Origin of the sequence: Microvirga sp. Mcv34 (assembly GCF_024519725.1) — a bacterium.
Classification (GTDB): Bacteria; Pseudomonadota; Alphaproteobacteria; order Rhizobiales; family Beijerinckiaceae; genus Microvirga.
Genome location: NZ_JALJRK010000009.1, coordinates 1 through 25800, shown reverse-complemented (window position 1 = coordinate 25800; position 25800 = coordinate 1). Strand labels below are relative to the sequence as shown.

Sequence of the window (25800 nt, the reverse complement as noted above, 5' to 3'; positions counted from 1 at the left end):
GCATCGAACAATCCGCGCTAAGCATAGTTGTTGAGTGCCTGTAGTCATAGCTCGGAGCGTATGGATGAATCGACCGCTGGAACTCTGGGGCGGCCTGGAATGCACGGTTGCGAGAGTTGGAGACGACTATCGCGATCAAAGCCTGGAGACCGGTCATCACGATCGTATCGCGGATCTCGACCGCATCGCCGAACTCGGGATCCGCACGTTGCGCTATCCGGTGCTCTGGGAGAGAATTTCTCCCGAGAGCCCGGACCGCACGGACTTCTCATGGCACGATGAGCGCCTGACCCGCCTGCGGAGGCTCGGCATTCGTGCCATCGCCGGCCTGTGCCACCACGGCAGCGGCCCGCACTATACCCACATGCTCGATCCCGCCTGGCCCGAGCTCCTGGCGCGCCATGCCGCCAACGTGGCGCAGCGCTATCCTCATCTCGACCTCTACACGCCCGTCAACGAGCCGCTCACCACGGCGCGGTTCTCGGGCCTTTACGGCCATTGGTATCCGCACGGTACGAGTTACGACTCGTTCCTCAAGATCCTCGTCAACGAGTGCAAGGCCACGGTCCTGTCCATGCGCGCCATCCGCAAGGTCAGGCCGGATGCGCAGCTCGTGCAGACGGACGACATGGGCAAGACCTTCTCGACGCCGACGCTTGCCTATCAGGCCGAGCACGAGAACCAGCGTCGTTTCCTGAGCTTCGACCTTCTCTGCGGCATGGTCGACCGGGACCATCCCTGGTGGGGCATCTTCCTGGAGAACGGCGTCGCGCAGGCCGACCTCGAACTTCTTCTCGAAGCGGATGCCGCGCCCGATATCATCGGCATCAATCACTACCTGACGAGCGAACGCTATCTCGACGAGCGCACGGCCCGCTATCCCGAGCACCATTGGGGCGGCAACGGTCGGCATCGCTATGCGGATGCGGAGGCCGTCCGCATGCCCCTGCCGTCCGCGGAGCTTGGACCGGCCGCCCGCCTGCGGGAGGTGTGGGAGCGCTACAAACGGCCCATCGCCGTCACGGAGGCGCATCACGGCAGCTCTCGCGACGATCAGCTGCGCTGGCTCATGGAAGTCTGGAACGACGTCAATACGCTGCGCAATGAGGGCGCAGACATCCGGGCCGTGACCGTCTGGTCCCTTTACGGCGCCGTCGACTGGAACAGCCTGCTGACGCGCCGCGACGGCTTCTACGAGCCTGGACCCTTCGACGTGCGCGCTCCCGAACCGCGCCGCACGGCGCTCGCCCATGCGGCGGAGGCGCTCGCCAAGACCGGGAGCTTCGATCATCCCGTGCTCGACCGCGCAGGCTGGTGGAAGCGCGACATCCGGTTCTACAAGCTGCCCGCGCGGCAGTCGAAATCCTGCTGGCTCGCCGATGCGCCGCGGCAGCTCCTGATCACGGGCGCCACGGGAACGCTCGGCCGCGCCTATTCCCGCCTGTGCGATTTCCGCGGGCTCAATCACGTGCTGCTCTCGCGCCAGGACATGGACGTCGCAGATCCCAGGAGCGTCGCCGAGGCCCTCGCGTGCTATCGTCCCTGGGCGGTGATCAACACGGCCGGGTATGTGCGCGTGGCGGAGGCCGAGAACGACAGACAGGCCTGCTTCCGGGAGAACGCCGTCGGGGCCGAGGTGCTGGCCAAGGCCTGTGCCGATCTCGACATCCCCCTCGTCACCTTCTCGTCCGATCTCGTGTTCGACGGCACGCTGGGCCGGCCCTACGTGGAGAGCGACGAGGTTAATCCCACGACCGTCTACGGCGAGAGCAAGGCCGAGGCGGAGCGCAGGGTTCTGGCGGCGCATGACAAGGCTCTCGTCCTGCGCACGAGCGCCTTCTTCGGCCCATGGGATCGCTACAACTTCGTCTGGTCGATCCTGAACATCCTCAGCAAGGGCGAAGGCGTGAAGGCCAGCCTCGATGTGGTCTCGCCCACCTATGTGCCCGACCTCGTGAACACGTCGCTCGATCTCCTGATCGACGGCGGCACGGGCATCTGGCACATGGCCAATATCGGTGAGACCTCCTGGCGCGATCTCGCCGCCATGGCGGCCGAGCGCGCAGGGTTCGATCCGGGCCTCGTGACCGATGCGGGCGATCTCCCGGCCCTCAACACGACCCTGTTCACGGAGCGCGGCATCCTCATGCCGCGGCTCGACAGCGCGCTCGACCGGTTCTTCATCGACAGCGAAATGGAATGGTCCGAAGACGCGCTGAAGATGGCGGCCGAGTAGAATCTCCTTATCGACGATAAAAGAAAGGCGGCCGGAGCGATCCGGCCGCCTTTTCACTGTTGTCCGGCGTGATGCTCTACGCGGCAGCCTCCGCGGCCCGGACGGCTTCTTCGAGGCGCGCGGCCCGGGACTCCACGGCCAGCTCCACCAGGGCATCGGTCAGCACCGTGGCGGTCGGGTCGGCGAGGGGCTCGTCCCGGAACAGGCGCAGGGTCGAGGCCACCAGGCGGCCGCGGCCGTAGGAGCGTTCGACGCCGAGCGCGACCGGCTTGTGGATCCAGCCGACCACGAGGCCGGAGAACACGCGGGCCTGGAAGTCGAGCAGGTTGCAATTGGCGATCACGTAATCCGGCAGCACCCGATCCATCGTCTCGTCGAGCAGCGGGCCCGACGGGAAGCGGGCAAAATGGCCCTGGCGCCGCAGCCAGCCGAAGGATGAGGCCCAATCGCCCGACCAGAGGGTGCCGGCGCGGGACTGCACCCGCACGGCCTGCCAGTGCGGGAAGAACGGATAGAGGGTCATGTCCTCTTCCGGCAGGAGCAGGAGCTTGGCGCCCGCGCGCACGTGATCGGCAATGGCTTTGTTGTGCGTGCGCGACACGATCAGGGTCGATTCCTCGAACGCGCGGGCCAGGGTGTAGCCCAACGCCCGGAAGCGCTCGCGGATGTCCTCGTCCGGCGACCACACCAGCTCGCGGGCATGAACCGGCCGCGTGCGCTTGGGATGGATCGCGATGTCGTGGTGGTTATGCGCGATGACGCGTCCATCAGCCGTGCGCAGGTCGAAGGCGATACGACGCAGCGAGGGCTCGTCCATCTCCGGCAGACGGATCTCGATGCGGCCGAGATCGAGCACGTGCGGTGCCTCGAGACGCGGCAGATCGATCACTTGGCTTTCGCCGCAGAGGGAGATCTCCAGCTTGCAGTTCTCCAGAACCGGCCCGGCCCCGTGGGCGAGAGCGAGGCCCAGGGAAGCCGTCTCGCCTGCCCAATAGGATGCGCGCTCCCATTGCGGCACGATCACCGTGTCCGAATTGACAATGTGGAACAGCTCGTGGAACACGCGCGGGTTTCGGCGCATGTCGAGAAGGCCGTTCGATTCCCAATGGCAATCGTGCAGCTCGGTGATGACGTAGCCGGCGAGGTTCGGCTTCCGGCGCATGGCCTCGATCTCGTATTTCAACGCGCGGAACTGCTGCCACTGCGCCGCGATGACGAAGCGGCGCAGGTCGCCGAAGACCCGGTCGAGGCTCCAGTCCGAGAAACGGTTCTCGACGCCGTGAGCATACATGACGCCCTCGCCCCAATCGTGCCCGGTCTCGAACCACCAGGGCTCCTCGCCCTTGGCGTCGCGCAAATCCTTCGGATACGGCAGGCCCCAATTGCCGAACTCGGAGCACATCAGCGGCTCGCGCCCGGTGATGACCGCATCGCCGTGAGGCGAGTAGAGCCACGAGGCCCGACCCGAGAGCTCGTCGACGAACTGATCCCACGCCGCCCGGTGATCGGGATAGGCGGCGTAGAGGTGATAATCCGCGATGTCCGATTCCACGTGGAAGCTCGGCGCGAGCGGCGAATTGTCGACCACGAGGCGCGTCGGGTCATAGGCTTTCAGCCAGGCGAAGGTGCGCTTGAGCCAGTCGCGGTGATCCGCGTCGTTGACGAGATCGACGCCCCAGTTCTCGTTGATGATCGTCCAGATCACGATGGAGGGATGGTTTCCGTCGCGGTCGACGATGCCCTTCAAGAGCTTTTCCTTGCGCCCGCGGGAGCGGTCCGTGGCCATGCCGCCGTTCGGCAGCTCGGTCCAGATGAGCATGCCCATCCGGTCCGCCACTTCGTAATAGCGCGGGTCGGCCGCCTTGATGTGGCAGCGCAGGCAGTTGAGGCCGAGCTCCTTGGCCTTGCGGAACTGATCCTCCAGGAACTCCACGGACGGCACGGTGCAGATCGTATCCGGGTAGTAGTCCTGGTCGAGGGCGGAGCGCAGGTAGAGCGGCTCTCCGTTGAGATAGAATTTGCCGTTGCGCGTCTCGATGGAGCGAAAGCCGAAATTGTCCGCGATCTCGTCCTTTACTTCGCCGTTGCGGATGAATTGGAGGCGGATGCGGTAGAGATTGGGATAATCCGGCGACCAAGCGCGCACGTCGTCGATGGTGAACTCGAACGGCATGGAGGTGACGCCCACCTGCGTCTCGTGCATCTCGTCGAGCACGACATCGCCCGATGGATCCGTGACCTCGATGCGGATCTGCGTCGCGTCGGTGAGCGGACGCGCGAAAAATACGCCGGAGCTCACCCGACCCGTGGTCAGGTTGGGCACGAGGCGGACGCGGTTCATGTGATCGGGGATGCGGCGTTCGAAATAGACCGGCTGCCAGATGCCGGAGAGGGGGCCGTACCAGCTCTGCTTGCCGAACGGGATTTCCGCGAAGGGCGAATCCGGAAACTCGGCCGGGTTGTCGGTCGGGCTGTCGACGCGGACCTTGATCTCGTTCGCACCGGGCTTGAGATAAGGCGTCACGTCGAACGAGAACGGCAGGAATCCGCCCTCGTTGTGGCCGACCACCTCGCCGTTGATGAACACCTTGGTGTTGTGGAAGACGGCGCCGAAGCGGATCCAGATACTGTCGTGCAGCCAAGCTTCGTCGATCTCGATCGTCCTGCGATAGATGCCGATGCCGGCACGCATGCGCAGGTCCGCGAACTGGGCCTGCCACGGACTGGGCACCGTGATCTGGCGAACCTCCGCCGGGCCCGACAGACGGTCGTCGGCCACGTGCAAAAATTCCCAAGTCCCGTCCAGACTGATGCGATTGTCCTGCATGACGTCTCCTTGAATCAGAGATTACCCAAGGGTTCCGAAAACGGCGAAAACATGACTGAAGGCGCGTGGTTGCCGGCAGGTGTCCCGCCTGCGACATCGCGTTTCGTCGAACCCTTTTCGACCCATCGCCCCCTCGTCTCTGATCGTGCTTGGTGGCCCGTCTCGAACAACGGAGAAACGCTTCTTTGGATCCCGGGTCCAGGTCGACGGAACGTTTCGAACCGCCGGGCAGGACAGGAACCGGCTCTTGCATCTCGCGTTGCCCTGATAATGCCGAGCCTCGCTGCTCGCCGACACACCCCGTTTCTCGAAGAGGCTACAGATGGCTCAACAGATTCCCGACGATCGCGCCCGGCAGGGAGGTTCAGGCCGCCCGGTTCTGGGCGTGCTGATTGGTTCGCTCCTGCTCCTCGCCGTGGCCGTTTCCGGCTATCTCATCTGGGCGGGCTCCACGTCCCCGGACGATCCGGGAACCGATGCGGCTCGCGCCAATGTGACGGGCTCGACGACCGGCTCGTCCAACGCCAACCCCACCAACCGGACGTCGCCCGCCAATCCGGCCTATCCGGCGCCGGGCGCGCAGCCTTCGGCCAACGAAGCGCCGAAGCCATAACAAATTTCCCTTGCGGAAGCCCGGAGAGGCGCTCGCCCTCTCCGGGCTTTTTTGTTGCGCTTCGCCGGTGAGGCGGCGACTTTTCGCCTTAATGATTCGCAAAGAACCGGTCCGCTGACGCATCCCGCTGCGAAGATGTGCCGGTCTTTATCGCTCGCGCGCATACAGTTCGCGGGACGATGCACTCATGACAAGGCGATGGGGTTGGACTGAATGACGAGGATTGGCATGAAGGGGCTCCTCCGGGCCGCTGCGATCGTGTTGAGCATGGCAGCGGGCGGCGCGTCCTATGCGCAGCAGGCTCAGACCCCTCCCAATCCCCCGCCACAGGCTGCGACGCCCGCTCCGGCCGCGCCCCAGCCCCAGGCGGCGCCGGCTCCCGCTCCTGCGGCAGCTCCGGCTCCGGTTTCGCCCGAGACCAAGGCCGCCCGCGCCAAGCTCGACGGCTTCAAGGCCGATCTCGAGCAGAAGGAGGCCGCGGTCCAGGGTCGGGTCATGCCCGATGCGGATCTGCAGAACATCCGCCAGCAGCTCGAACCGATCATCGCCGAGATCCGCAAGGTCATCGAGGAGCAGGCCCCGAAGCTCGATGCCAGCAAGCAGCGCCTGAGCCAGCTCGGACCGAAGCCCGAGAAGGGGCAGCCGGAGGAGAGTGCCGACGTGGCCCGGGACCGCGCGGAACGCGAGGCCGCCGTGGCGGAGCTCGATGAGACCCAGCGGCTCGGGCGCGCCCTGCTGGTCCAGGCCGAGCAGCTGAGCACCCAGATCGGCGACCTGCGGCGCGCGGGATTCACCCGCGCCCTGTTCGAGCAGAGTGACGGCCTCGTCAGCCCGAGCCTCTGGATGAACGTGATCCAGGCCGTGCCGCGGGAATTGCGGTCGCTGGGAATTGTCATGGGCGATGCCCTGGAACAGCTCCAGCGCACCACCTCGCTCGGCGTCCTGCTCCTCATGGGATTGGCTATCGGCGCGGCCATTGCCCTTTATGTGGGGCGGCACTCCATTGCGCCGCGCCTGGTCAGGCGTGATCCCGCCATCACCGACCCGGCGCGCCGCAGCCGCCTCCTGGCTGCGCTCGGCGTCCTGATCCTGGGCGCGGTCCCGGCCATCGCGGGCAGCTGGATCGTCTGGGTGGCCTTCGATTCCGTCGATATCGTCCCGTCGCGGATCGAGCAGGTCGGCAAGGCCATCCTGAGCGGCCTCGCCTTCATCGCCTTCGTACGCGCCCTGATCGACGCCATCCTGGCGCCGGATCATACCTCCTGGCGCCTGATTCCGGTCCGGGACGCCTCCGCGGCGCGGATCATGAGCTTCTCCGTCACCCTGGCCACCATCATGGTCGTCGGCAAGGTGATCGAATCGTTCAACGCGGCCATCGCGGCCGCCCTGCCCATCACCGTCATGACCCGGGCGATCTTCGCCCTGGCCTGGGCCGTCGTCTTCGCCGAACTCCTGCGGCGCTTCGCGGCCCGCGAGAGCCAGGACGAGGCCTGCCTCGGGCCTTACGTCGCGCCGGACGTGGATATCGGCGGCCCCCTGCGAAGCCTGGGCTGGTTCCTGACGGCGCTCATCATCGGCAGCGTGCTCGGCGGCTATGTGGCGCTGGCCTCCTTTCTGGTCGATCAGGCGGTCTGGATTACCATCGTGGTCGCGCTGATCGGGCTCTGCGTCGCGCTCGCCGACGAGTTCATCGGCGGCTCCCTGCGCGGCCAGACGCGGCTTGCCACCACGCTCCAGGCCAATACGGGCCTGCGCCGCCGCTCCCTGGAGCAGATCGGCGTTCTCGGCAGCGGATTCGCGCGGATCGCCCTCATCGTCATCGGCTTCCTGCTGGTGCTGGCCCCCTGGGGCATCGAATCCACCGACGTGACCGGCTCCCTCAGGGCCATGTTCTTCGGGTTCAGCGTCGGCGAGGTCACGATCTCCCTGTCGTCGATCCTGATCGCGGCCGCCCTGTTCGCCGGCGGCTTCGCGGTCACGCGCATGGTCCAGCGCTGGCTCAACAACACCTTCCTGCCGGCGACGGACCTGGATGCGGGCCTGCGCAACTCGATCAGCACGGCGGCGGGCTATGTGGGCGTCATCATCGCGGGCGTGCTCGCCTTCACCTATCTGGGCCTCAGCCTGGAGCGGGTGACCATCGTGGCCGGCGCCCTGTCGGTCGGTATCGGTTTCGGCCTGCAATCCATCGTCAACAACTTCATCTCCGGCCTGATCCTGCTCTGGGAGCGCCCGATCCGCGTCGGCGACCTCGTGGTGGTGGGCGACGGCGAGGGCTATGTGCGCCGGATCAACGTGCGCTCGACGGAGATCCAGGCTTTCGACCGCTCGACGATCATCGTGCCGAACTCGAACCTGATCTCCGGCATCGTGCGCAACCGCGTGCGCAACGACCGCGTGGGACGCGTGCTCGTCTCGGTCCCGGTCCCTCGGGCGTCGGATCCGGACCAGGTCGCGGAGATCATGCGCAAGGCGGCGCTCGCCCACCGCGAGATCATGAGCGAGCCGGCCCCGCGGGTGCTGTTCAAGAAGGTGACGGAGAACACCATCGATTTCGATCTCGTCTGCTTCGTGGACGACATCGATTCGGCGGGCCGGGTCTCGAGCGACATCTATTTCGACATCTTCCGCGGCCTGCGGAAGGCCGGAATCGGCGTTCCCGCGCCGATCCCGGCCCCGGCGCCCAAGCCGGACGATGAGCCGCAGGACAAGGTCGCGAAGGCGGACGAGAAAGACGACGAAACCTTAACCCTTCTCAAGGATAAGACGCCCGCATGAAGCGTCTCATCCCGTTGATCCTCCCCGTCCTCGCCCTGGCCGCCTGCCAGAGCGAGAAACCCGCCCAGCGCAGTCAGACCCCGAGCTTCTACGTCTCCATGGCGAGCGCCGATGCCCGGGTGGATGCCGCCATGGCGCGCGACATGATCGGCGCCTATCGCGGCAATAACGGCCTGCGGCCGCTGACCCTCGATCCGGACCTGCAGGCGGCCGCTCAAGCCGAAGCCGACGCCATGGCCCGGGCCGACAAGCCGGGCTCGGCGGAGGCCTTCAAGTCCCGCCTGTCCTCGGGAGGGTTCACGGCCCCGGCCGCCAACATCTCGGCCGGCTACCACACCCTGGCCGAGGCCTTCTCCGGCTGGCGCGAGAGCCCGCAGCACAACCGGGTCCTCCTCGATTCCAAGGCGACCCGCATCGGGATTGCGACGGCCTACACGCCGAATTCCAAGTACAAGGTCTATTGGGTGATGGCGGTCGCGGCTGACAGGCGCTGACGACATGCCGCGCCCTGGAGCGGGGCCGGTCCGGAACCTAACTTATGTGAACGCGCTTTAGCTTGATGAACTCTCAAGCTCAACGAGTACGCGTTTCGTCACATGCCGGATTTTGACCCTAAACTGGGCAAGCAGCTGCCTCCGCCGCCAGCCTTGGGAAGCGAGCAGGAGGTTGGTCCCGGCCAAGGCAATACGCTGGCGAAGGAAGCCGCCACCGCGGCGGCGCACCATCCCGAAACGCCGCATTCCCCAGAGATGGCTCCCAGCATCGTGCGGGAGCTGTTCCAGCTCTTTCGCGACATGCTCCGCAACGGGAAGGGCTGGCCCATGCTCCGGCTCGGAGCGGCCATCCTGGTCATCCTGGTCGGCAACATGTTCGGCCAGGTGCGCCTCAACCAATGGAACGGCGCCTTCTTCGATGCGGTCGAGAAGCGCGACACCACGGCGTTCTTCCACCAGCTCCTCGTTTTCGTCGTCATCGTCGCCGTGCTCCTGGCCCTCGTGGTGGCGCAGACCTGGCTGCAGGAGCGCCTCAAGATCAGGCTCCGGCAGCGCCTGACCCAGGTGCTGCTCGACATCTGGCTCAAACCCAACCGCGCCTATCAGATGGGCTTCATGGGCGAGAACAGCGCCCAGCCGGACCAGCGGATGCAGGAGGATTGCCGCCTCTTCTCCGAACTCTCGACCGAGCTCGGGGTCGGCATGCTGCAGGCCTTCCTGCTCCTCGTGAGCTTCATCGGCGTCCTGTGGGCCCTGTCTGGCCCCGTCAGCTTCACCCTGGGCGGGCGCGAGATCACGATCTCGGGCTACATGGTCTGGGTGGCCGTGGGCTATGCCGGGATCGGCTCCGGCCTCACCTGGCTCGTCGGCCGCCCGATGATCCGGTTGAACACGCTCCGTTATGCCCGTGAGGCCGAGCTGCGCTTCGCGCTCGTGCGCGTCAACGAAAGCGCCGAGAGCGTCGCTCTCTACAATGGCGAGCCGGACGAGCGCCGGAACCTCGATGAGTTCGTCGAGGCCGTCCTCAAGGCCTCCCGACGCCTTTCCGGCGGCCTCGCCCGCCTGACCTGGATCACGTCCGGCTACGGCTGGCTCGCCATCGTGGTGCCGATCCTGGCCGCCGCGCCGGATTACTTCTCAGGACGCCTGTCCTTTGGCGAGATGATGATGGTGGTCGGGGCCTTCAATCAGGTGCAGTCGGCCCTGCGCTACTTCGTTGACAACTTCCCGAAGATTGCCGATTGGCGCTCCGCGGTCCTGCGCGTCGCCACCTTCCGGCAGGCGGCCATCGACCTCGACGAGGTCACGGCCGAGAGCCGCAAGATCGAGATCGGCCCCCATCCCAAGGGTTGGCTCAGCTTCGAGGCCGTCTCCATCGCGCTCAACGACGGCAGCATCCTCATCGAGGACGCGACGGCCGAGGTCCAGCCCGGCGAGCGGGTGCTGATCATGGGCGAATCCGGCGCCGGCAAGAGCACGCTGTTCCGCGCCATCTCCGGCCTCTGGCCCTGGGGATCGGGCAAGATCCGCATTCCCAAGGCGGAGGAGATGATGTTCCTGCCGCAGCGGCCCTACCTTCCCCTGGGGTCGCTCAGGGCCGCGATCAGCTATCCGGCCTCGCCCGACACCTTCGACGATGCCAAGATCCGCGAGGCCCTCGAACGTTGCGGCCTGGGCGAGTTCGTGGACATGCTCGACAAGCACGAGCGCTGGGACCGCAGCTTGTCGCTGGGCCAGCAGCAGCGGGTGGCCTTCGCCCGCGTGTTGCTGCACCGGCCCAAATGGGTGTTCATGGACGAGGCGACCTCCGCCCTCGATGAAGAGAACCAAGCCTCCATGCTGGGCCTGTTCGAGAACGAGCTGAAGGGCGCGAGCGTCCTGTCGATCGGCCACCGGCCCGGCCTGGAGGAGTTCCACACCCGCACCCTCCACATCCGCAAGACCCGGGAGGGGGCCATTCTCCTGGCCCGGCCGAGGTCGCGGCAGAAGGACGGCTCGGCCGCGAAGATCGGGCCGAAATGGATCGGGCGCTTCCGCCGGAGCCTGAGGCCGGCCCGGAGCCGCGCATGACCTGCGGAACCGGCCCGCACCGTCCCGGCTTTTCAAGCAGCGCGAAGTGCGCAACTCTTGGACGGAGACGACGTGCCCGACGTCACGTTCGCAGGTAGATCCCCATGCGGCTGATCAGGTTGTATATCCGCGTTCTGAGCCAGCTCGGGTCCGACATGAGGATCGGCGCCCTGCTGGCCCTAGCCAATATCGCCCTGGCGATTTCGGCCTTCGCGGAGCCCATCCTGTTCGGGCGCATCATCGACGTGCTCACCCGGGCCCAGATCCCGAACGCGCCGCCCGTGACCTTCGGCGTTCTCACGCCGCTCATTCTCGCCTGGGTGGCGTTCGGGCTCTTCTCCATCGGGGCGGGTGCGCTCGTGGCGCTGCATGCGGACCGCCTCGCCCATCGCCGCCGGCTGGCCGTGGTGGCGAATTACTTCGAGCATGTGCTCGAACTGCCGCTCGCCTTCCACACCTCGACTCATTCGGGCCGCGTGCTGAAGGTCATGCTCGAAGGCTCCGGCGCCATGTCGTGGCTCTGGCTCGGCTTCTTCCGCGAGCATCTCTCGGCCCTCATCGCCCTCGTCGTCCTGCTGCCGCTCACCGTATTCCTGAACTGGCGCCTGGGGCTCCTTCTCGTGGCGCTCGTGGCGGTCTTCGCGCTTCTCACCGCCATTGTGCTGCGCAAGACGGAAACCCTGCAGGGCTCCGTGGAGCGCTACCATTCGAGCCTTGCCGAACATGCGTCCGATGCGCTCGGCAATGTGCCGGTGATCCAGTCCTTCACTCGCATTGAGGCCGAAAGCCGCTCGTTGCGTACCATCATCCAGCAACTGCTCCAGGCGCAGAACCCGGTTCTGTCCTGGTGGGCCCTGGCCTCCGTCGCGTCGCGCGCCTCGGCGACGATCACCGTCACGGCGATCTTCCTCATGGGCACCTGGCTGCATCTGAACGGGCTCGCCACCATCGGCGAAGTCGTCATGTTCATGAGCATGGCCACCATGCTGATCGGCCGGCTGGAGCAGGCCGTGAGCTTCATCAACCAGCTCTTCATGCAGGCGCCGAAGCTGCAGGAATTCTTCGAGATCCTGGACACGACACCGGCCGTCCACGACCGCGCCAACGCGAGGAACGTGGAGCGCTTCCGCGGCGACGTGATCTTCGACGATGTCAGCTTTTCCTACGATGGCAAGCGCGCTGCCGTGCAGGATGTGACATTCGCGGTCCAGGCTGGCGAGAACGTAGCGCTCGTCGGCGCCACCGGCTCCGGCAAGTCGACCACCCTGGGCCTCCTTCACCGCGCCTTCGATCCGCAATCGGGCTGCATCCGCATCGATGATCTCGACATCCGCGACGTGACGCTCTCGTCCTTGCGGCGCAATATCGGCGTGGTGTTCCAGGAGCCGATGCTGTTCGCCCGCACCATCCGCGAAAACCTGCAGGTCGGACGGCCCGACGCCACCGACGCGGAGATGATCGAGGCGCTGGAACGGGCCCAGGCCATCGAGTTCATCTCGCGTCAGTCGGAGGGGCTCGACACCGTGATCGGCGAGCGCGGGCGCTCCCTCTCCGGCGGCGAGCGCCAGCGCCTGTCCATCGCCCGCGCGCTCCTGAAGAACCCGCCGATCCTTATTCTCGACGAGGCGACGAGCGCCCTCGACGCCGCGACCGAGCGCAAGCTCCAACTCGCGCTGGACGAGGTGATGAAGGGCCGCACGACCTTCGTCATCGCCCATCGCCTCGCCACCATCCGCAACGCCAACCGCATCCTCGTCTTTGACCAGGGGCGCGTGATCGAGACCGGCACCTTCGACGACCTCGTGGCGAAGGGCGGCCGCTTCGCGGAACTTGCGCGGGCGCAGTTCATGGCCACCGAGGAACCGCCACCGAAGCGCGTGAGAGTGTCGGCGCACGCATGAGTCAAAGCTTCGACCCACGAACCACGGGTGCGCGCCATCAGGTCGACGGCGTGACGCTCCATGCGGTCGAGGCGGGACCGGATAACGGGCCGCTCGTCATCCTGCTCCACGGCTTTCCCGAATTCTGGTGGGGATGGCGTCATCAGATCGGCCCTCTGGCGGAGGCGGGCTTCCGCGTGCTCGTGCCAGACCAGCGCGGCTACAATCTCAGCGACAAGCCCGAGAGCCGGCGCGCCTACGATCTCGACCGCTTGGCGAAGGATGTCGTGGGCTTGGCGGACGCGCTCGGCCGCGAAAAGTTTTCTGTCGTCGGTCATGATTGGGGCGGTCTTGTCGCCTGGTGGACGGCCTCGCGCTATCCGGATCGCGTCGAGAAACTCGTCGTGCTCAATGCGCCCCATCCGGCGGTTGCCGGTTCCTATATGCGATCGCATCCGAGCCAGATGCTGCGCAGCCTCTATGTGGGGTTCTTCCAGATCCCGTTTCTGCCCGAAGCCATGCTCTCCGCCAACGGCCATCGCAGCCTCAAGGACGCGCTCCGGCGCACGAGCCGACCCGGCACGTTCTCGGACGAGGATCTCGCGCAATACGAGAAAGCATGGTCGCAGCCCGGCGCGGTCACGACCATGCTCAACTGGTATCGGGCGCTGCCGTTCAAGCCGGACATAAAGGACCCGATCGTACAGGCACCGACGCTGGTCGTCTGGGGCACGCGCGACCGGTTCCTGGAGCGGGGACTGGCGGAGGCGAGTCTTGCCCTGTGCCGCTCAGGCGACGTTCGCTGGATCGAGACCGCCACCCACTGGGTCCAGCACGAGGAGCCGGAGGCCGTGAACGCGGCCATGGTTGGGTTCCTGAAGGCCTGAGAGCGGATCGGGCCGTCATCTCACACGTCATGACCAGCCTTGTGCCGGCTATCCACATCTCCATTGCCAACTCTCCGACCTCATCCTGAGGAGCCGCGAAGCGGCGTCTCGAAGGAGGATCCAGCGTGCCCGGGAGGCACCCTCGTCCTTCGAGACGCTTCGCTCCTCAGGATGAGGGCTCAGGCTGATGCCACCCCACCCTCACTCGACCCGGAGGCGGACCAGGGCGAGCGGGGTGATCCTTAGCGCCATGATCCGGTTGCGCGACTTGCGCAGGACCTGGAAGCGGAAGCCGTGGAAGGTGAAGATCTGGCCTGTGTCGGGGATGGTCTGCGCCTCGTGGATGACGAGGCCCGCGATGGTGGTCGCCTCCTCGTCCGGCAGGTTCCAGTCCATGGCGCGGTTGAGGTCGCGGATCGGCACGGAGCCATCCACATTCACGGAGCCGTTCGGCTGCGGCCGCACGCCCTGGACCGAGAGGTCGTGCTCGTCCTTGATGTCACCGACGATCTCCTCGAGGATGTCCTCGAGGGTCACCAGCCCCATCACCTCACCGTATTCGTCGACCACGAGGGCGAAGTGGGTTTTCTTGGCGAGGAACGCCTTCAGCTGATCGCGCAGCGACGTGGTGTCGGGCACGAACCAGGTTTCGAGCGCGATCGCTTCGACCCTGAGCTTGCTCGCATCGCCGCCGACCGCGTCGAGGGCGCGCAGGAGGTCCTTGGCGTGGAGCACGCCGACGATGTTCTCCTGGCTCTCGCGCCAGAGCGGCATGCGGGTATAGGGCGAGGAGAGCACCTCGCGGACGATCTCTTCCGACGACAAATCCGCGTTGATGGTGCGCATCTTGGTGCGGTGGACCATGACCTCCGAGACGGTCAGGTCCTCGAGGTCGAGGAGGCCGCCCAGCATGTCGCGTTCCACCTTCGCGACGCCGCCTTCCTTGTGCAGCAGGGCCACCTGTCCGCGGATCTCCTCGCTGGCGGACAGGATCGGCGTGTTCGCCCCGATCCTGATGCCGAAGGGGAGCAGCATGAGCCGCACGATCCGCTCGATGGCGATCGCGAGCGGCCCGATCAGCGCCACGGCCCACGTCATGGGGCGGGAGAGAGCGAGAGACGCGGTCTCGGGTGACGAGATGGCAAGTGTCTTCGGCAGCACCTCGGCGAAGACGATCACCAGGATCGACATGAGCACGGTGGCGTAGATCGCGCCTTCGTGGCCGAAGATCGCCACGAGCACGCTGGTGGCGAAGGACGAGACGCCGATATTGACGATGTTGTTGCCGATCAGCACCGTGCCGATGAAGCGCTCGCGCATTTCGAGCAGGCGGTTCACCAGCTTGGCGCGCTTGTCGCCGCCCCTTTCCAGAACCAGCATGCGGGAGCGCGACGAGCCCGTGAAGGCCGTCTCGCCGGCCGAGAAGAAGGCCGAGAGCAGAAGGCAGAAGATGACCACCAGGGCGGCGAACCAGAGATCGCCGGAGGATTCTTCGATCATGAGCGTGACGGGTCGAGTTCGCTGTCCAGGAAACTGCGGACCTTGTCGGCCTCGATGCCGGGAGCGATGAAGCTCTGCCCGATGCCCCGGGCCAGGATGAAGGTCAGGGCGCCGCCCTTCACCTTCTTGTCCTGGGCCATGGCGTCGAGAAGCTCGTCGACCGTGCCGCAGCCTCCGGGAACATGGGCGAGGCGCGTCGGAAGTCCAGCGGCCGACAGGTGCGCCTCCACGCGCTCGGCATCCGCCGGCGGGCACAGGCCGAGCGCGGCGGAGAAGCGGAAGGCGAGGCACAGTCCGATGGCGACGCCCTCGCCATGGACGAGGCGGGCGGAATCGTAAGCTGTGATCCGCTCGAGGGCATGGCCGAAGGTATGGCCGAGATTGAGCAGGGCCCGGTCGCCGTTCTCGTGCTCGTCACGCACCACCACGGCGGCCTTGGCCCGACAGCTCTGCGCCACGGCCTCGTCACGCTCGGGACCGCCGGCGAAGACGCCCCGCCAGTTGTCCTCGCACCACGCAAAGAAGCGCTCGTCGTCGATGAGCCCGTATTTCGCCACCTCGGCGTATCCGGCGCGCATCTCGCGGACCGGCAGGGTGTCGAGGAGGGCCGTGTCGGCCAGGACCAGGCTCGGCTGGTGGAAAGCGCCGACGAGGTTCTTGCCGTGGCGGGAATTGATGCCGGTCTTGCCGCCGACGGAGGAATCGACCTGGGAGAGCAGGGTGGTCGGCACCTGGACGAAGCGCACGCCCCGGCGCACCACGGCGGCCGCGAAGCCCGCCAGGTCCCCGATCACGCCGCCGCCGAGCGCCACCACGAGGTCCCCGCGCTCGATCCTGGCCGCCAGCACCGCGTCGCAGACCCGTTCCAGGCTGGCATAGGACTTGGTGGCCTCGCCGGGAGGCAGCGTGACCACCGAGGCGCGCAGGCCCTGGGCCTCCAGGGCGCTCGCGAGAGCCCCGGCATAGAGTGGCCCCACGTGCTCGTCCGTCACGATGGCGGCCGCGCGGGCGCCAAGAGCCGCGATCCGCGCCCCGGCCGTCTCGATCAGGCCGCGCCCGACCAGGATTTCGTAGGCCCTGTCGCCGAGCGGAACCGGAACCGTGATGAAGGAGGCGCCCTCCGGATGGGCGGCAAGGCGCGTCATGGTATGGCGTTCCCTTGTTTTTCGCGGGCGAGCCACTCGGCGAGCGCCTTAACGGCATCGGCGACCACCCGGTCGTGCGGCGCCTCGTGGGAATCGATGGTGATGTCCGCCGTGGCATAGACCGGGTAGCGCAGCTCCATCAGGCGGCGCATGGTGCCCTCCGGGTCCGGGTTCTGCAGCAGCGGTCGGGTCGCCCGCTTGCGGACGCGGCGCATGAGGATGTCGAGATCAGCCTTGAGCCAGACCGAGATGCCGTGCTCGGCGATCCGCTGGCGGGTCTCCTCGTTCATGAAGGCCCCGCCCCCGGTGGCGAGCACGATCGGGCCGTCCTGCAGCAGGCGGGCGATCACGCGGCGCTCGCCGTCGCGGAAATGCTCCTCCCCGTGGATGGCGAAGATCTCGGGGATGGTCATGCCGGCCGCGGCCTCGATCTCGTGATCGGCGTCACGGAAAGGCAGCTTGAGCGCCTGCGCGAGCCTGCGGCCCACGGTGCTCTTCCCGGCGCCCATGAGCCCGACGAGCACAATCGATCGCGTGCCGAGCTGGCGGGTCACGGGGTGGCCGCGCTGGCTTGCCTGGTTTTGCCCGCCGACTTCATCGAGCGAATTGAAGCGGCTGATAGTGTTCATGTGAATGTCGTAGAGCATCGGACCAAAAAGTGGAATGCACTTTTGGGAGCTATCCGGAGCTCATTGCCCGACTGGCTCGGGCGCGGCGCGCTGTCACAAGGGCGTTATTCCGTTTTCCCCGGCAAACTTAACCGAAGTCAAGGACTTGCCTTCCCGGTCCTGGCATGGTTGTAGCGCATCGTGCGGACCAGAAGGGCCACGCCCCTTAAACGTGGCCCGGGTTCCCCGTCTGAACGGTGCGCTGTTCAAGGAGTGGAGCATCGGATCCACCCGGGAGTTCGAATTCGCTCCTGGGATCGATGCCCCAGCGACCCAACGATTCAAGAGGCTCACTTGCCCACGCTGTTCCGATTTCTCTTCGTCGTCGCCGTCCTTGCCGGGCTTGGTTTTGCCGCCATGATCGCCCTGGCGACCTTTGTCCAGCCCGATCCGCGCGAGATCTCGGTTCCGGTGCAGACCAGCAAGACGCCCTCGTCCTCATGAGCGGCGCGCGCCACGCCAGCCTGTTCCTCGACATGCTCGCCGCCGAGCGCGGCGCCTCCAAGAACACGCTCGATGCCTATCGGCGCGACCTCGACGATTATCTCTCTTACCTAAAGGAAACAGGTGGCCAGCCCGATCATGCGACATCGGCCGCGATCCGGGGCTTCATGGCGAGCCTCGAGGAGCGGGGCCTGAAGGCCTCCTCGGCGGCCCGTCGCCTCTCGGCGGTGCGCCAGTTCCACAAGTTCCTCTACGTGGAAGGCTATGCCCCGGCCGACCCGACGGCCGCCGTCTCGGCGCCGAAGCGGGGCAGGGTGCTTCCGAAGGTTCTCTCCGTGGCCGAGGTCGACCGCCTGCTGCAGGTGGCCTATGAGGGCGCCCAGCACCCGGAGGCCACGCCCCCGGAGCGCCTGCGGGCCGCCCGCATGGCCTGCCTGCTGGAGCTGCTCTACGCCACGGGCCTGCGCGTCTCCGAGCTCATCGCCCTGCCGAGCAGCGCCGCCAGGACCCGGGATCGCTTCCTCGTGGTGCGCGGCAAGGGCGCGAAGGAGCGGCTCGTCCCCCTCACGGACGCGGCCCGGGACGCGGCGCGCGCCTACCTGGCCCTGCTGGAGGAGCAGAAGAAGCCCGTGGGCCCCTGGCTGTTCCCGGCCGACAGCGAGAGCGGCCATCTCACCCGCCAAGCCTTCGCCCGCGATCTGAAGGCTCTGGCCGGGGCGGCGGGGCTGCGGGCCGACAAGGTCAGTCCCCACGTGCTCCGCCACGCCTTCGCCAGCCACCTGCTCCAGAACGGTGCCGACCTGCGCATCGTGCAGGAGCTGCTGGGCCATTCCGACATCTCGACGACCCAGATCTACACCCACGTGCTCGACGAGCGCCTGAAGAGCATGGTGCGCGACCTGCACCCGCTGGCCGAGGGGGAGGGGTAGGGTTCTCCCACTGTCATTCCGGGGCCGCGTAGCGGAGCCCGGAATGACGTCGATGCGTTGATTTACCGCCGCTTCAGCAGGAACACGCCCTGGTCGCCGAGCAGGTTCCACACCCACCAGGGCAGGGTGACGCGCATAGGCTGGCCGCCGGCATTGAGCGCGACGGCCTTTTCCATCTGGGCGCCGACCTCGCGGCACAACTCCACGAAGTCCCGGATGGTGCAGAAATGGATGTTCGGCGTGTCGTACCAGGAATAGGGCAGGTTCTCGGTCATGGGCATCCGGCCGCGGAAACCGAGGTCGAAGCGCACGCGCCAATGGCCGAAATTGGGAAAGGATACGATGGCCCGGCGTCCGATGCGCAGGAGATGCTCCAGCACGACCTTGGGCTGGCGCGTCGCCTGGATCGTCTGCGAGAGGATCACGTAGTCGAAGGCGTCGTCGGGATAATCGGCCAGGTCCGTGTCCGCGTCGCCCTGGATGACCGGCAGGCCCTTGGCGAGGCACGCGCTCACGCCCTCGCGGGAAATCTCGATGCCGCGCCCATCGACTTGCCTGCGGTCGCGCAGGATAGCCAGGAGCGAGCCGTCGCCGCAGCCGATGTCGAGCACGCGGGCGCCCGGTTCGACCATGTCGGCCACGAGCAGGAAGTCGAGGCGGTGGCCCGTCTCGCTGTCGGTCAGGGGCAGGGTGGCGGGCAGGTTCATGCGATGCCCCGCACCCGGGCGGCCGCGTCGATGAAGCCGCGGGCGGCCGCGAACATTTCGGGCTCCTCGAGCAGGAAGGCGTCGTGCCCCTTGTCGCTCTCCACCTCGACGAAGCCGACGGAGGCCGCCGCCGCGTTGAGCGCGTGAACGATGGCCCGCGAGTCGGAGGTGGGGAAGAGCCAGTCGGACGTGAAGGAGATCACGCAGAAGCGCGTGGCCGAGCCCTTGAAGGCCTTGGCCAGCGAGCCGCCATGCTCGGCCGCGATGTCGAAATAATCCATCGCCCGGGTGACGTAGAGATAGGAATTGGCGTCGAACCGCTCGACGAAGGAGATGCCCTGGTAGCGCAGGTAGCTCTCGATCTGGAAATCCGCGTCGAAGGAAAAGGTCGGCGCGCTCCGGTCCTGGAAGTTGCGCCCGAACTTCCGGTGCAGGGCCATCTCGGACAGGTAGGTGATATGCGCGCCCATGCGGGCGACCGCGAGGCCCTTGGAGGGTCGCGTGCCCTCGGTCAGGTAGCGCCCGCCGCGCCAGTTGGGATCGGCCATCACGGCCTGGCGGCCGACCTCGTGGAAAGCGATGTTCTGGGCGGAATGACGGGCGGCCGCCGCGATGGGCAGGGCGGAAAACACGCGGGTTGGATAGCTCACCGCCCATTGCAGCACCTGCATGCCGCCCATGGAGCCGCCGACGACGCAGAACAGGCTCTCGATGCCGAGCTTGTCGATCAGGGCGGCCTGAGCCCGCACCATGTCGCGGATGGTGACGACCGGGAAGTCGAGCGCATAGGGCTCACCCGTGGCCGGGTTGATCGAGGCCGGGCCCGTGGTGCCCATACAGCCGCCGATCACGTTGGCGCAGATCACGAAGTAGCGGTTCGTGTCCACCGGCCGGCCCGGCCCCACCATGGTCAGCCACCAGCCGGGCTTTCCCGTCACCGGATTGTCGTTCGCCACATGCTGGTCGCCGGTGAGCGCATGGCAGATCAACACTGCGTTGGATTTGTCCGCGTTCAGGGTGCCGTAGGTCTGATAGGCGATCTGCCAGGGGGCGAGCGCCACCCCGGAATCCATCATCAGGGGCTCGTCCGCGCCAAAACGCATCACGAGGCTCGAAGGGTCGTCGACCTGGCTTCGCGGTTCGGAGGACAGGGGCGCAAAGGACATCATTCAGCGGAAACGTTCGTTCTTTCGAACAATCGGTACTGCGGAGCGGCTGCCGCGTCAACGAACATAACGTCTCGACTCAAGCAAGGCGGATGTTCCCTCTCCATCATGGCCGGGCTTACCCCGCCATCACGCTTGCTTGACGCGCTGCGCTTCTCAGATAGGGGTTACCGGCACAAGGCCGGTAACGACAGTGGAGGTCCCTCCCGCGATCCAGGATGACAAAGGGGTCTAAAACCGTCAAAGAAAAGCGCCCGACCGAAGGATCCCGCACCATGTCCGCCGAGAAGCCTGCCCCGTCCCTTGCCGAGCTGCGCCAGGAGATCGACCGGATCGACGAGGCGATGCACCGGCTGCTCATGGAGCGCGGCACCATCATCGACCGGCTGATCGCGTCCAAGAAGGCCTCTCAGACGGGGATAAGCTCCGCCTTCCGGCCCGGCCGCGAGGCCTCGATGATGAAGGCACTGGCCGAGCGACACCAGGGATTGCTGCCCCTCGACACGGTGGAAAGCATCTGGCGGGTGATCATCGGCACCTTCACCTATGTCCAGTCCAACTATTCGGTCCATGCGGACGTGTCGGGCGGGGATGCGCCCATGCGCGACTCGGCCCGGTTCCATTTCGGCTTCACGGTGCCCTACATCACCCATCCGAGCGCCGCCGCCGTGATCGAGGCGGTGGCGGCCTCCCGGGGCGATCTCGGCATCTTCCGGCTCGACCAGGGCGCGACCAGTGGTGCCTGGTGGCGCACGCTGGCCGACAAGCGCCGCCCGAAGATCATCGCGCGGCTACCCTTCATCGAGCGGCCGGACCATCCGGCCGGAACGCCGATTTTCGTCATCTCCAAGCCCCTGACCGACGCGGCCGTGCGGGACGTGGTGCTCTATGCGGCCCAGTTCGAGCGCTGGCACAGGGGTGCCAACGAGGCCCTGATCCAGCTCGGCGGCGAAGTGGTGGCGAGCGCGGCCGACACCAATGGCCTGTCCGAGCTCATCGCCGTGCCCGGCACGGTCGAGCCCGCGCAGCTGCGCCAGGCCCTCACCAAGGCGGGCGCGAGCCTCGCCCAGCTTGCCGAGATCGGCAGCCATGCCGAACGTTTCCACGTGAAATAAGTCAGCAGCTGCGCTAGAGCGTCTCCCATCAGTTGATTGCTAGGAAGTGAAGATGTCCACCCGTCCCCAGCCCCGTCCCGGCGTGATGCAGATCGACGCCTATGTGCCCGGCAAGAGCAAGGCCGCAGGGGTTGCCAAGGTCCATAAGCTCTCCTCGAACGAGACGCCTCTCGGCCCCTCGCCGAAGGCCATGGAGGCGTTCCGGTCCTTCGATCATCTCGAGCTTTATCCGGACGGCGCGGCGACCAAGCTGCGCGAGGCGATCGGGGCGAGATACGGCCTCGATCCGAGCCGGATCATCTGCGGGGCGGGCTCGGACGAGCTGCTCGCGCTGATCACCCATGCCTATGTGGGCCCGGGCGACGAGGGGATCTTCACCGAGCACGGGTTCCTGGTCTACCGCATCGCGATCATGGCGGCGGGCGGCACGCCCGTGGTGGCGCCGGAAAAGGACCTGCGCACGGATGTGGACGCGATCCTGAGCCGGGTGACGGAGAAGACCAAGATCGTCTTCCTGGCCAATCCCAACAACCCGACCGGCACCTACATTCCCTTCGACGAGGTGAAGCGCCTGCATGCGGGGCTGCCGTCCCATGTGGTGCTGGTGCTCGACGCGGCCTATGCGGAATATGTCCGCCGCAACGATTACGAGTCGGGCCTCGAGCTCGTCGCCACGTCGGAGAACGTGGTGATGACCCGCACCTTCTCGAAGATCTACGGCCTCGCCAACCTGCGCCTCGGCTGGATGGTGGCGCCCGCCCACATCGCCGACGCGGTCAACCGCATCCGCGGTCCGTTCAACGTGAGCGGCCCGGCCATGGCGGCCGGCATCGCGGCGATCCAGGACGAGGCCCATCTGGCGAAAGCCATCGAGCACAACGAGCGCTGGCTCGCCTGGCTCACCCGCGAGATCGAGGCCCTGGGCCTGAAAGTCACGCCGAGCGTCGGCAACTTCCTGCTGGTCCATTTCCCGAAGGAAGCCGGCCGGACCGCGCAGGACGCCGATGCGTTCCTGTCCGGTCGTGGCCTGATCCTGCGCCGGATCGACGCCTACGGTCTTCCGGATGCGCTTCGCCTGACCGTGGGCGACGAGGAGGCGAACAGTCTCGTAGTGGCGGCGTTGCGCGATTTCCTTGGGGGGCACCATGCCTGAGCGTCTCGGTCCTCCGCGCGACACGCCGCTCTTCGAGCGCGTCGCCCTCGTCGGCCTCGGGCTGATCGGCTCGTCCATCGCCCGCGCGGCGCGCCATCTCAACCTCGCGCGTACCATCGTGGCCATCGACGCGAGCGAGGCCGTGGTGGAACGGGTGCGGGAGCTCGGGATCGCCGAGGAGGCGACCTCTGACGTGGCCGCGGGCGTCACGGATGCGGACCTCGTGATCCTCTGTGTGCCGGTCGGCGTCTGCGGCACGGTGGCCGAGGCCATGCGGGCGAGCCTCAAGCCAGGCTGCATCGTGTCGGATGTGGGTTCGGTGAAGGCGTCCGTCATCGCGCAGGTGCAGCCGCATCTGCCCGAAGGTGTGTCGTTCGTCCCGGCCCATCCTGTGGCGGGCACGGAGCATTCGGGCCCGGACGCCGGCTTCGCGACGCTCTTCCACAATCGCTGGTGCATCCTCACGCCGCCGGACGGCACAGACGAGGCCGCCGTCGCGCGCGTGCGCGCCTTCTGGGAGGCGATGGGCTCCAATGTCGAGGTGATGAGCGCGCAGCATCATGACTTGGTGCTCGCCATCACCAGCCACGTGCCGCACCTGATCGCCTACAACATCGTCGGCACGGCGGCGGATCTGGAGACCGTCACGCAAGGAGAGGTGATCAAGTTCTCCGCCGGCGGCTTCCGCGACTTCACCCGCATCGCGGCCTCAGACCCGACCATGTGGCGCGACGTGTTCCTGCACAACCGGGAAGCCGTGCTCGAAATGCTGGGCCGCCTCAACGAGGACATCGCGCTTCTCGCCCGCGCGATCCGCTGGGGTGAGGGCGACAAGCTCTTCGACCTCTTCACCCGCACCCGCGCGATCCGCCGCGGCATCATCTCGTCGGGCCAGGAAACCCCGGAGCCCGATTTCGGCCGGCGGCGCGAGGACAAGGCGTAGCACGCGAAAATATGGCCGGGCTTCACGCCCGGCCATTGTCTTTATTAGGATAAGCGATCCGCTCAGTTCAGCCGCGCGCCCTCCGGCGGACGCTCCGTGCCGCCGACGGTGACATCGCCGATCATCAGGCCCATCGGGCCCGCATGCACCGGTACGGTCTCGCCGTCGTGGATCTCGCCGGAGAGGATGAGCTCCGCCAGCGGATCCTGCACGTTCTTCTGGATCACGCGCTTCAAGGGACGCGCCCCGTAGGCTGGATCGTAGCCCTTGTTCGCGAGCCAGTCGCGCGCCTCCTCGTCGAGCTGCAGCGTGATCTTGCGATCCTCCAGCAGCTTCTGCAGGCGCCGCATCTGAATGTCGACGATCGCCCCCATCTCCGAACGCTTCAGCCGGTGGAACAGGATGATCTCGTCCACGCGGTTGAGGAATTCCGGCCGGAAATGCGAGCGCACCACGCTCATGACCTCGTCGCGCACCGCGTCCGTGTCCTGGCCCTCCGGCTGGTTCACCAGATATTCGGCGCCGAGATTCGACGTCATGATGATGAGCGTGTTGCGGAAGTCCACGGTGCGTCCCTGTCCGTCCGTGAGGCGTCCGTCGTCGAGCACCTGCAGCAGGACGTTGAACACGTCCGGATGCGCCTTCTCGATCTCGTCGAACAGCACGACCTGATAGGGCCTGCGGCGCACGGCCTCGGTGAGCGCACCACCCTCCTCGTAGCCCACATAGCCGGGAGGCGCGCCGATGAGCCGGGCGACCGAGTGCTTCTCCATGTATTCCGACATGTCGATGCGCACGAGCGCGGTCTCGTCGTCGAACAGGAAGCTTGCGAGCGCCTTCGTCAGCTCGGTCTTGCCGACGCCTGTGGGGCCGAGGAACATGAACGACCCGATGGGCCGGTTTGGATCCTGCAATCCTGCACGCGCACGGCGCACGGCGGTCGCGACTGCCGTGACGGCCTCGGCCTGACCGACGACGCGCTTCGCCAGATCCTGCTCCATGTGCAAGAGCTTCTCGCGCTCGCCTTCGAGCATCTTGTCGACGGGCACTCCGGTCCAGCGCGAGACGACGCCTGCCACGTGGTCGGGCGTCACGGCCTCTTCCATCAGGCCGCCGCCATCGGCGCGGGACTCGACTTCGGAGAGCTGCTTCTCGAGCCCCGGAATGACCCCGTAGGACAGCTCGCCCGCCTTCGCCCAATCGCCGCCGCGTTGCGCGGCCGCAAGCTGGTTGCGCGCCTCTTCGAGCTTCTTCTTGAGGTCGGCGGCCGTGCCGAGCTTGTCCTTCTCGGCCTTCCAGCGCGCGGTGATCGCGGCCGACTGCTCTTCCAGGTCCGCAAGTTCCTTCGAGAGACGCTCGAGGCGGTCCTTGGACGCGTTGTCCGTTTCCTTCTTCAACGCCTCCTGCTCGATCTTCAGGCGCACGATCTCGCGGTCGATGTTGTCGAGCTCCTCGGGTTTCGAATCCACCTGCATGCGCAGGCGCGAGGACGCCTCGTCGACGAGGTCGATGGCCTTGTCGGGCAGGAAGCGGTCGGTGATGTAGCGGTTCGACAGCGTGGCGGCGGCCACGAGCGCCGAGTCGGTGATGCGCACGCCGTGATGCTGCTCGTACTTCTCCTTCAGGCCGCGCAGGATCGACACGGTGTCCTCCACCGTGGGCTCGCTCACGAAGACCGGCTGGAACCGGCGGGCGAGCGCCGCGTCCTTCTCCACGTGCTTGCGGTACTCGTCGAGCGTGGTCGCGCCGACACAGTGCAGCTCGCCGCGTGCAAGTGCGGGCTTCAGGAGGTTCGACGCATCCATGGCGCCGTCGGCTTTTCCGGCGCCGACAAGCGTGTGCATCTCGTCGATGAACAGGATGATGCCGCCCTCGGCGGACGTCACTTCCTGCAGCACGGCCTTCAGGCGCTCCTCGAACTCGCCGCGATATTTCGCGCCCGCAATGAGCGCGCCCATGTCGAGGGCGAGCAGCTGCTTGTCCTTGAGCGATTCAGGCACGTCGCCGTTGACGATGCGCAGCGCGAGGCCTTCGACGATGGCGGTCTTGCCGACGCCGGGCTCGCCGATGAGCACCGGGTTGTTCTTGGTGCGGCGCGACAGGACCTGGATCGTGCGGCGGATTTCCTCGTCGCGGCCGATCACCGGGTCGAGCTTGCCGTCGCGCGCCGCTTCGGTCAGGTCGCGCGCGTATTTCTTGAGCGCATCATAGGCATTCTCCGCCGTCGCGTTGTCGGCGGTGCGGC

19 protein-coding genes are annotated in these 25800 nt (G+C 66.7%); 12 read left to right on the top strand and 7 right to left on the bottom strand.

Annotation, left to right across the window (positions count from 1 at the left end; genetic code table 11):
* Positions 1 to 64: 64 nt before the first annotated feature.
* Positions 65 to 2236, top strand: a complete 2172-nt coding sequence (locus tag OC446_RS07595) for a family 1 glycosylhydrolase (protein ID WP_262028442.1) — start codon at positions 65 to 67, stop codon at positions 2234 to 2236.
* 76 nt (positions 2237 to 2312) lie between these two features.
* Here OC446_RS07595 and OC446_RS07590 read toward each other — a convergent pair whose 3' ends face one another.
* A complete protein-coding gene (locus OC446_RS07590) occupies positions 2313 to 5063 on the bottom strand; it encodes a glycoside hydrolase family 2 protein (RefSeq protein WP_262028441.1) in 2751 nt (916 codons plus the stop codon).
* Between the two features lie 322 nt (positions 5064 to 5385).
* Here OC446_RS07590 and OC446_RS07585 point away from each other — a divergent pair, with 322 nt between their 5' ends.
* The 6 genes from OC446_RS07585 (at position 5386) to OC446_RS07560 (ending at position 13785) form a co-directional block, all read left to right on the top strand.
* Positions 5386 to 5676: a hypothetical protein gene (locus OC446_RS07585; RefSeq protein ID WP_262028440.1), complete on the top strand. Its 291-nt coding sequence runs from the start codon at positions 5386 to 5388 to the stop codon at positions 5674 to 5676.
* A 228-nt stretch (positions 5677 to 5904) separates the two neighbouring features.
* Positions 5905 to 8454 carry a DUF3772 domain-containing protein gene (locus OC446_RS07580; RefSeq protein ID WP_262028439.1) on the top strand — a complete coding sequence of 850 codons (2550 nt, stop codon included), beginning with the start codon at positions 5905 to 5907 and terminating at the stop codon, positions 8452 to 8454.
* Positions 8451 to 8948, top strand: coding sequence for a CAP domain-containing protein (locus tag OC446_RS07575; protein ID WP_262028438.1), 498 nt, complete (start codon positions 8451 to 8453; stop codon positions 8946 to 8948). The genes OC446_RS07580 and OC446_RS07575 overlap by 4 nt, the downstream gene beginning before the upstream one ends.
* A gap of 102 nt (positions 8949 to 9050) precedes the next feature.
* On the top strand, positions 9051 to 11018 hold the full coding sequence (locus OC446_RS07570; protein WP_262028437.1) for an ABC transporter ATP-binding protein/permease: 1968 nt from the start codon (positions 9051 to 9053) through the stop codon (positions 11016 to 11018).
* A gap of 104 nt (positions 11019 to 11122) precedes the next feature.
* On the top strand, positions 11123 to 12919 hold the full coding sequence (locus OC446_RS07565) for a glucan ABC transporter ATP-binding protein/ permease (RefSeq protein WP_262028436.1): 1797 nt from the start codon (positions 11123 to 11125) through the stop codon (positions 12917 to 12919).
* Positions 12916 to 13785 carry an alpha/beta fold hydrolase gene (locus OC446_RS07560; RefSeq protein ID WP_262028435.1) on the top strand — a complete coding sequence of 290 codons (870 nt, stop codon included), beginning with the start codon at positions 12916 to 12918 and terminating at the stop codon, positions 13783 to 13785. Before OC446_RS07565 ends, OC446_RS07560 begins: the two co-directional genes overlap by 4 nt.
* A gap of 201 nt (positions 13786 to 13986) precedes the next feature.
* On the opposite strand, the gene OC446_RS07555 is transcribed toward OC446_RS07560, so the two are convergent.
* Genes OC446_RS07555 through OC446_RS07545 form a run of 3 tightly spaced genes read right to left on the bottom strand, consistent with a single transcriptional unit; the run spans position 13987 to position 17059 of the window.
* Positions 13987 to 15285: an HlyC/CorC family transporter gene (locus OC446_RS07555; RefSeq protein WP_262028434.1), complete on the bottom strand. Its 1299-nt coding sequence runs from the start codon at positions 15283 to 15285 to the stop codon at positions 13987 to 13989.
* Positions 15282 to 16430: a 3-dehydroquinate synthase gene (aroB, locus tag OC446_RS07550; protein WP_262028433.1), complete on the bottom strand. Its 1149-nt coding sequence runs from the start codon at positions 16428 to 16430 to the stop codon at positions 15282 to 15284. The genes OC446_RS07555 and aroB overlap by 4 nt, the downstream gene beginning before the upstream one ends.
* Positions 16427 to 17059 carry a shikimate kinase gene (locus tag OC446_RS07545; protein WP_262028432.1) on the bottom strand — a complete coding sequence of 211 codons (633 nt, stop codon included), beginning with the start codon at positions 17057 to 17059 and terminating at the stop codon, positions 16427 to 16429. The genes aroB and OC446_RS07545 overlap by 4 nt, the downstream gene beginning before the upstream one ends.
* 333 nt (positions 17060 to 17392) lie before the next feature.
* Between OC446_RS07545 and OC446_RS07540 the strand changes: the two genes are divergently transcribed.
* Both OC446_RS07540 and xerD read left to right on the top strand, forming a co-directional pair.
* Positions 17393 to 17542 carry a histidine kinase gene (locus OC446_RS07540; RefSeq protein WP_262028431.1) on the top strand — a complete coding sequence of 50 codons (150 nt, stop codon included), beginning with the start codon at positions 17393 to 17395 and terminating at the stop codon, positions 17540 to 17542.
* Positions 17539 to 18471 (top strand): site-specific tyrosine recombinase XerD, encoded by a 933-nt coding sequence (xerD, locus tag OC446_RS07535; RefSeq protein WP_262028430.1) that lies wholly within the window; start codon positions 17539 to 17541, stop codon positions 18469 to 18471. Before OC446_RS07540 ends, xerD begins: the two co-directional genes overlap by 4 nt.
* 62 nt (positions 18472 to 18533) lie before the next feature.
* On the opposite strand, the gene metW is transcribed toward xerD, so the two are convergent.
* Together metW and OC446_RS07525 are read right to left on the bottom strand one after the other, a co-directional pair.
* Positions 18534 to 19178, bottom strand: coding sequence for a methionine biosynthesis protein MetW (metW, locus tag OC446_RS07530; protein WP_262028429.1), 645 nt, complete (start codon positions 19176 to 19178; stop codon positions 18534 to 18536).
* Positions 19175 to 20347 (bottom strand): homoserine O-acetyltransferase, encoded by a 1173-nt coding sequence (locus OC446_RS07525; protein ID WP_410055029.1) that lies wholly within the window; start codon positions 20345 to 20347, stop codon positions 19175 to 19177. The genes metW and OC446_RS07525 overlap by 4 nt, the downstream gene beginning before the upstream one ends.
* A 272-nt stretch (positions 20348 to 20619) precedes the next feature.
* Here OC446_RS07525 and OC446_RS07520 point away from each other — a divergent pair, with 272 nt between their 5' ends.
* From OC446_RS07520 to OC446_RS07510, 3 genes are read left to right on the top strand one after another with little or no spacing between them, the layout of a single operon-like run.
* Positions 20620 to 21459 carry a chorismate mutase gene (locus OC446_RS07520; protein ID WP_262028428.1) on the top strand — a complete coding sequence of 280 codons (840 nt, stop codon included), beginning with the start codon at positions 20620 to 20622 and terminating at the stop codon, positions 21457 to 21459.
* A 52-nt stretch (positions 21460 to 21511) separates the two neighbouring features.
* Positions 21512 to 22612: a histidinol-phosphate transaminase gene (hisC, locus tag OC446_RS07515; RefSeq protein WP_410055028.1), complete on the top strand. Its 1101-nt coding sequence runs from the start codon at positions 21512 to 21514 to the stop codon at positions 22610 to 22612.
* Entirely contained in the window at positions 22605 to 23555 is a 951-nt protein-coding gene (locus OC446_RS07510) for a prephenate/arogenate dehydrogenase family protein (protein WP_262028426.1), read from the top strand. The genes hisC and OC446_RS07510 overlap by 8 nt, the downstream gene beginning before the upstream one ends.
* Positions 23556 to 23617: 62 nt before the next feature.
* Here OC446_RS07510 and clpB read toward each other — a convergent pair.
* On the bottom strand, positions 23618 to 25800 hold a 2183-nt coding region (gene clpB / locus OC446_RS07505), incomplete at its 5' end, for an ATP-dependent chaperone ClpB (protein WP_262028425.1).

What these genes read in the sequence shown, in the direction of transcription:
- OC446_RS07595 (WP_262028442.1), top strand. Translation starts at nt 65, where the DNA reads ATGAATCGACCGCTGGAACTCTGGGGCGGCCTGGAATGCACGGTTGCG.
- OC446_RS07590 (WP_262028441.1), bottom strand. Translation starts at nt 5,063, where the DNA reads ATGCAGGACAATCGCATCAGTCTGGACGGGACTTGGGAATTTTTGCAC.
- OC446_RS07585 (WP_262028440.1), top strand. Translation starts at nt 5,386, where the DNA reads ATGGCTCAACAGATTCCCGACGATCGCGCCCGGCAGGGAGGTTCAGGC.
- OC446_RS07580 (WP_262028439.1), top strand. Translation starts at nt 5,905, where the DNA reads ATGAAGGGGCTCCTCCGGGCCGCTGCGATCGTGTTGAGCATGGCAGCG.
- OC446_RS07575 (WP_262028438.1), top strand. Translation starts at nt 8,451, where the DNA reads ATGAAGCGTCTCATCCCGTTGATCCTCCCCGTCCTCGCCCTGGCCGCC.
- OC446_RS07570 (WP_262028437.1), top strand. Translation starts at nt 9,051, where the DNA reads ATGCCGGATTTTGACCCTAAACTGGGCAAGCAGCTGCCTCCGCCGCCA.
- OC446_RS07565 (WP_262028436.1), top strand. Translation starts at nt 11,123, where the DNA reads ATGCGGCTGATCAGGTTGTATATCCGCGTTCTGAGCCAGCTCGGGTCC.
- OC446_RS07560 (WP_262028435.1), top strand. Translation starts at nt 12,916, where the DNA reads ATGAGTCAAAGCTTCGACCCACGAACCACGGGTGCGCGCCATCAGGTC.
- OC446_RS07555 (WP_262028434.1), bottom strand. Translation starts at nt 15,285, where the DNA reads ATGATCGAAGAATCCTCCGGCGATCTCTGGTTCGCCGCCCTGGTGGTC.
- aroB (WP_262028433.1), bottom strand. Translation starts at nt 16,430, where the DNA reads ATGACGCGCCTTGCCGCCCATCCGGAGGGCGCCTCCTTCATCACGGTT.
- OC446_RS07545 (WP_262028432.1), bottom strand. Translation starts at nt 17,059, where the DNA reads ATGAACACTATCAGCCGCTTCAATTCGCTCGATGAAGTCGGCGGGCAA.
- xerD (WP_262028430.1), top strand. Translation starts at nt 17,539, where the DNA reads ATGAGCGGCGCGCGCCACGCCAGCCTGTTCCTCGACATGCTCGCCGCC.
- metW (WP_262028429.1), bottom strand. Translation starts at nt 19,178, where the DNA reads ATGAACCTGCCCGCCACCCTGCCCCTGACCGACAGCGAGACGGGCCAC.
- OC446_RS07525 (WP_410055029.1), bottom strand. Translation starts at nt 20,347, where the DNA reads ATGATGTCCTTTGCGCCCCTGTCCTCCGAACCGCGAAGCCAGGTCGAC.
- OC446_RS07520 (WP_262028428.1), top strand. Translation starts at nt 20,620, where the DNA reads ATGTCCGCCGAGAAGCCTGCCCCGTCCCTTGCCGAGCTGCGCCAGGAG.
- hisC (WP_410055028.1), top strand. Translation starts at nt 21,512, where the DNA reads ATGTCCACCCGTCCCCAGCCCCGTCCCGGCGTGATGCAGATCGACGCC.
- OC446_RS07510 (WP_262028426.1), top strand. Translation starts at nt 22,605, where the DNA reads ATGCCTGAGCGTCTCGGTCCTCCGCGCGACACGCCGCTCTTCGAGCGC.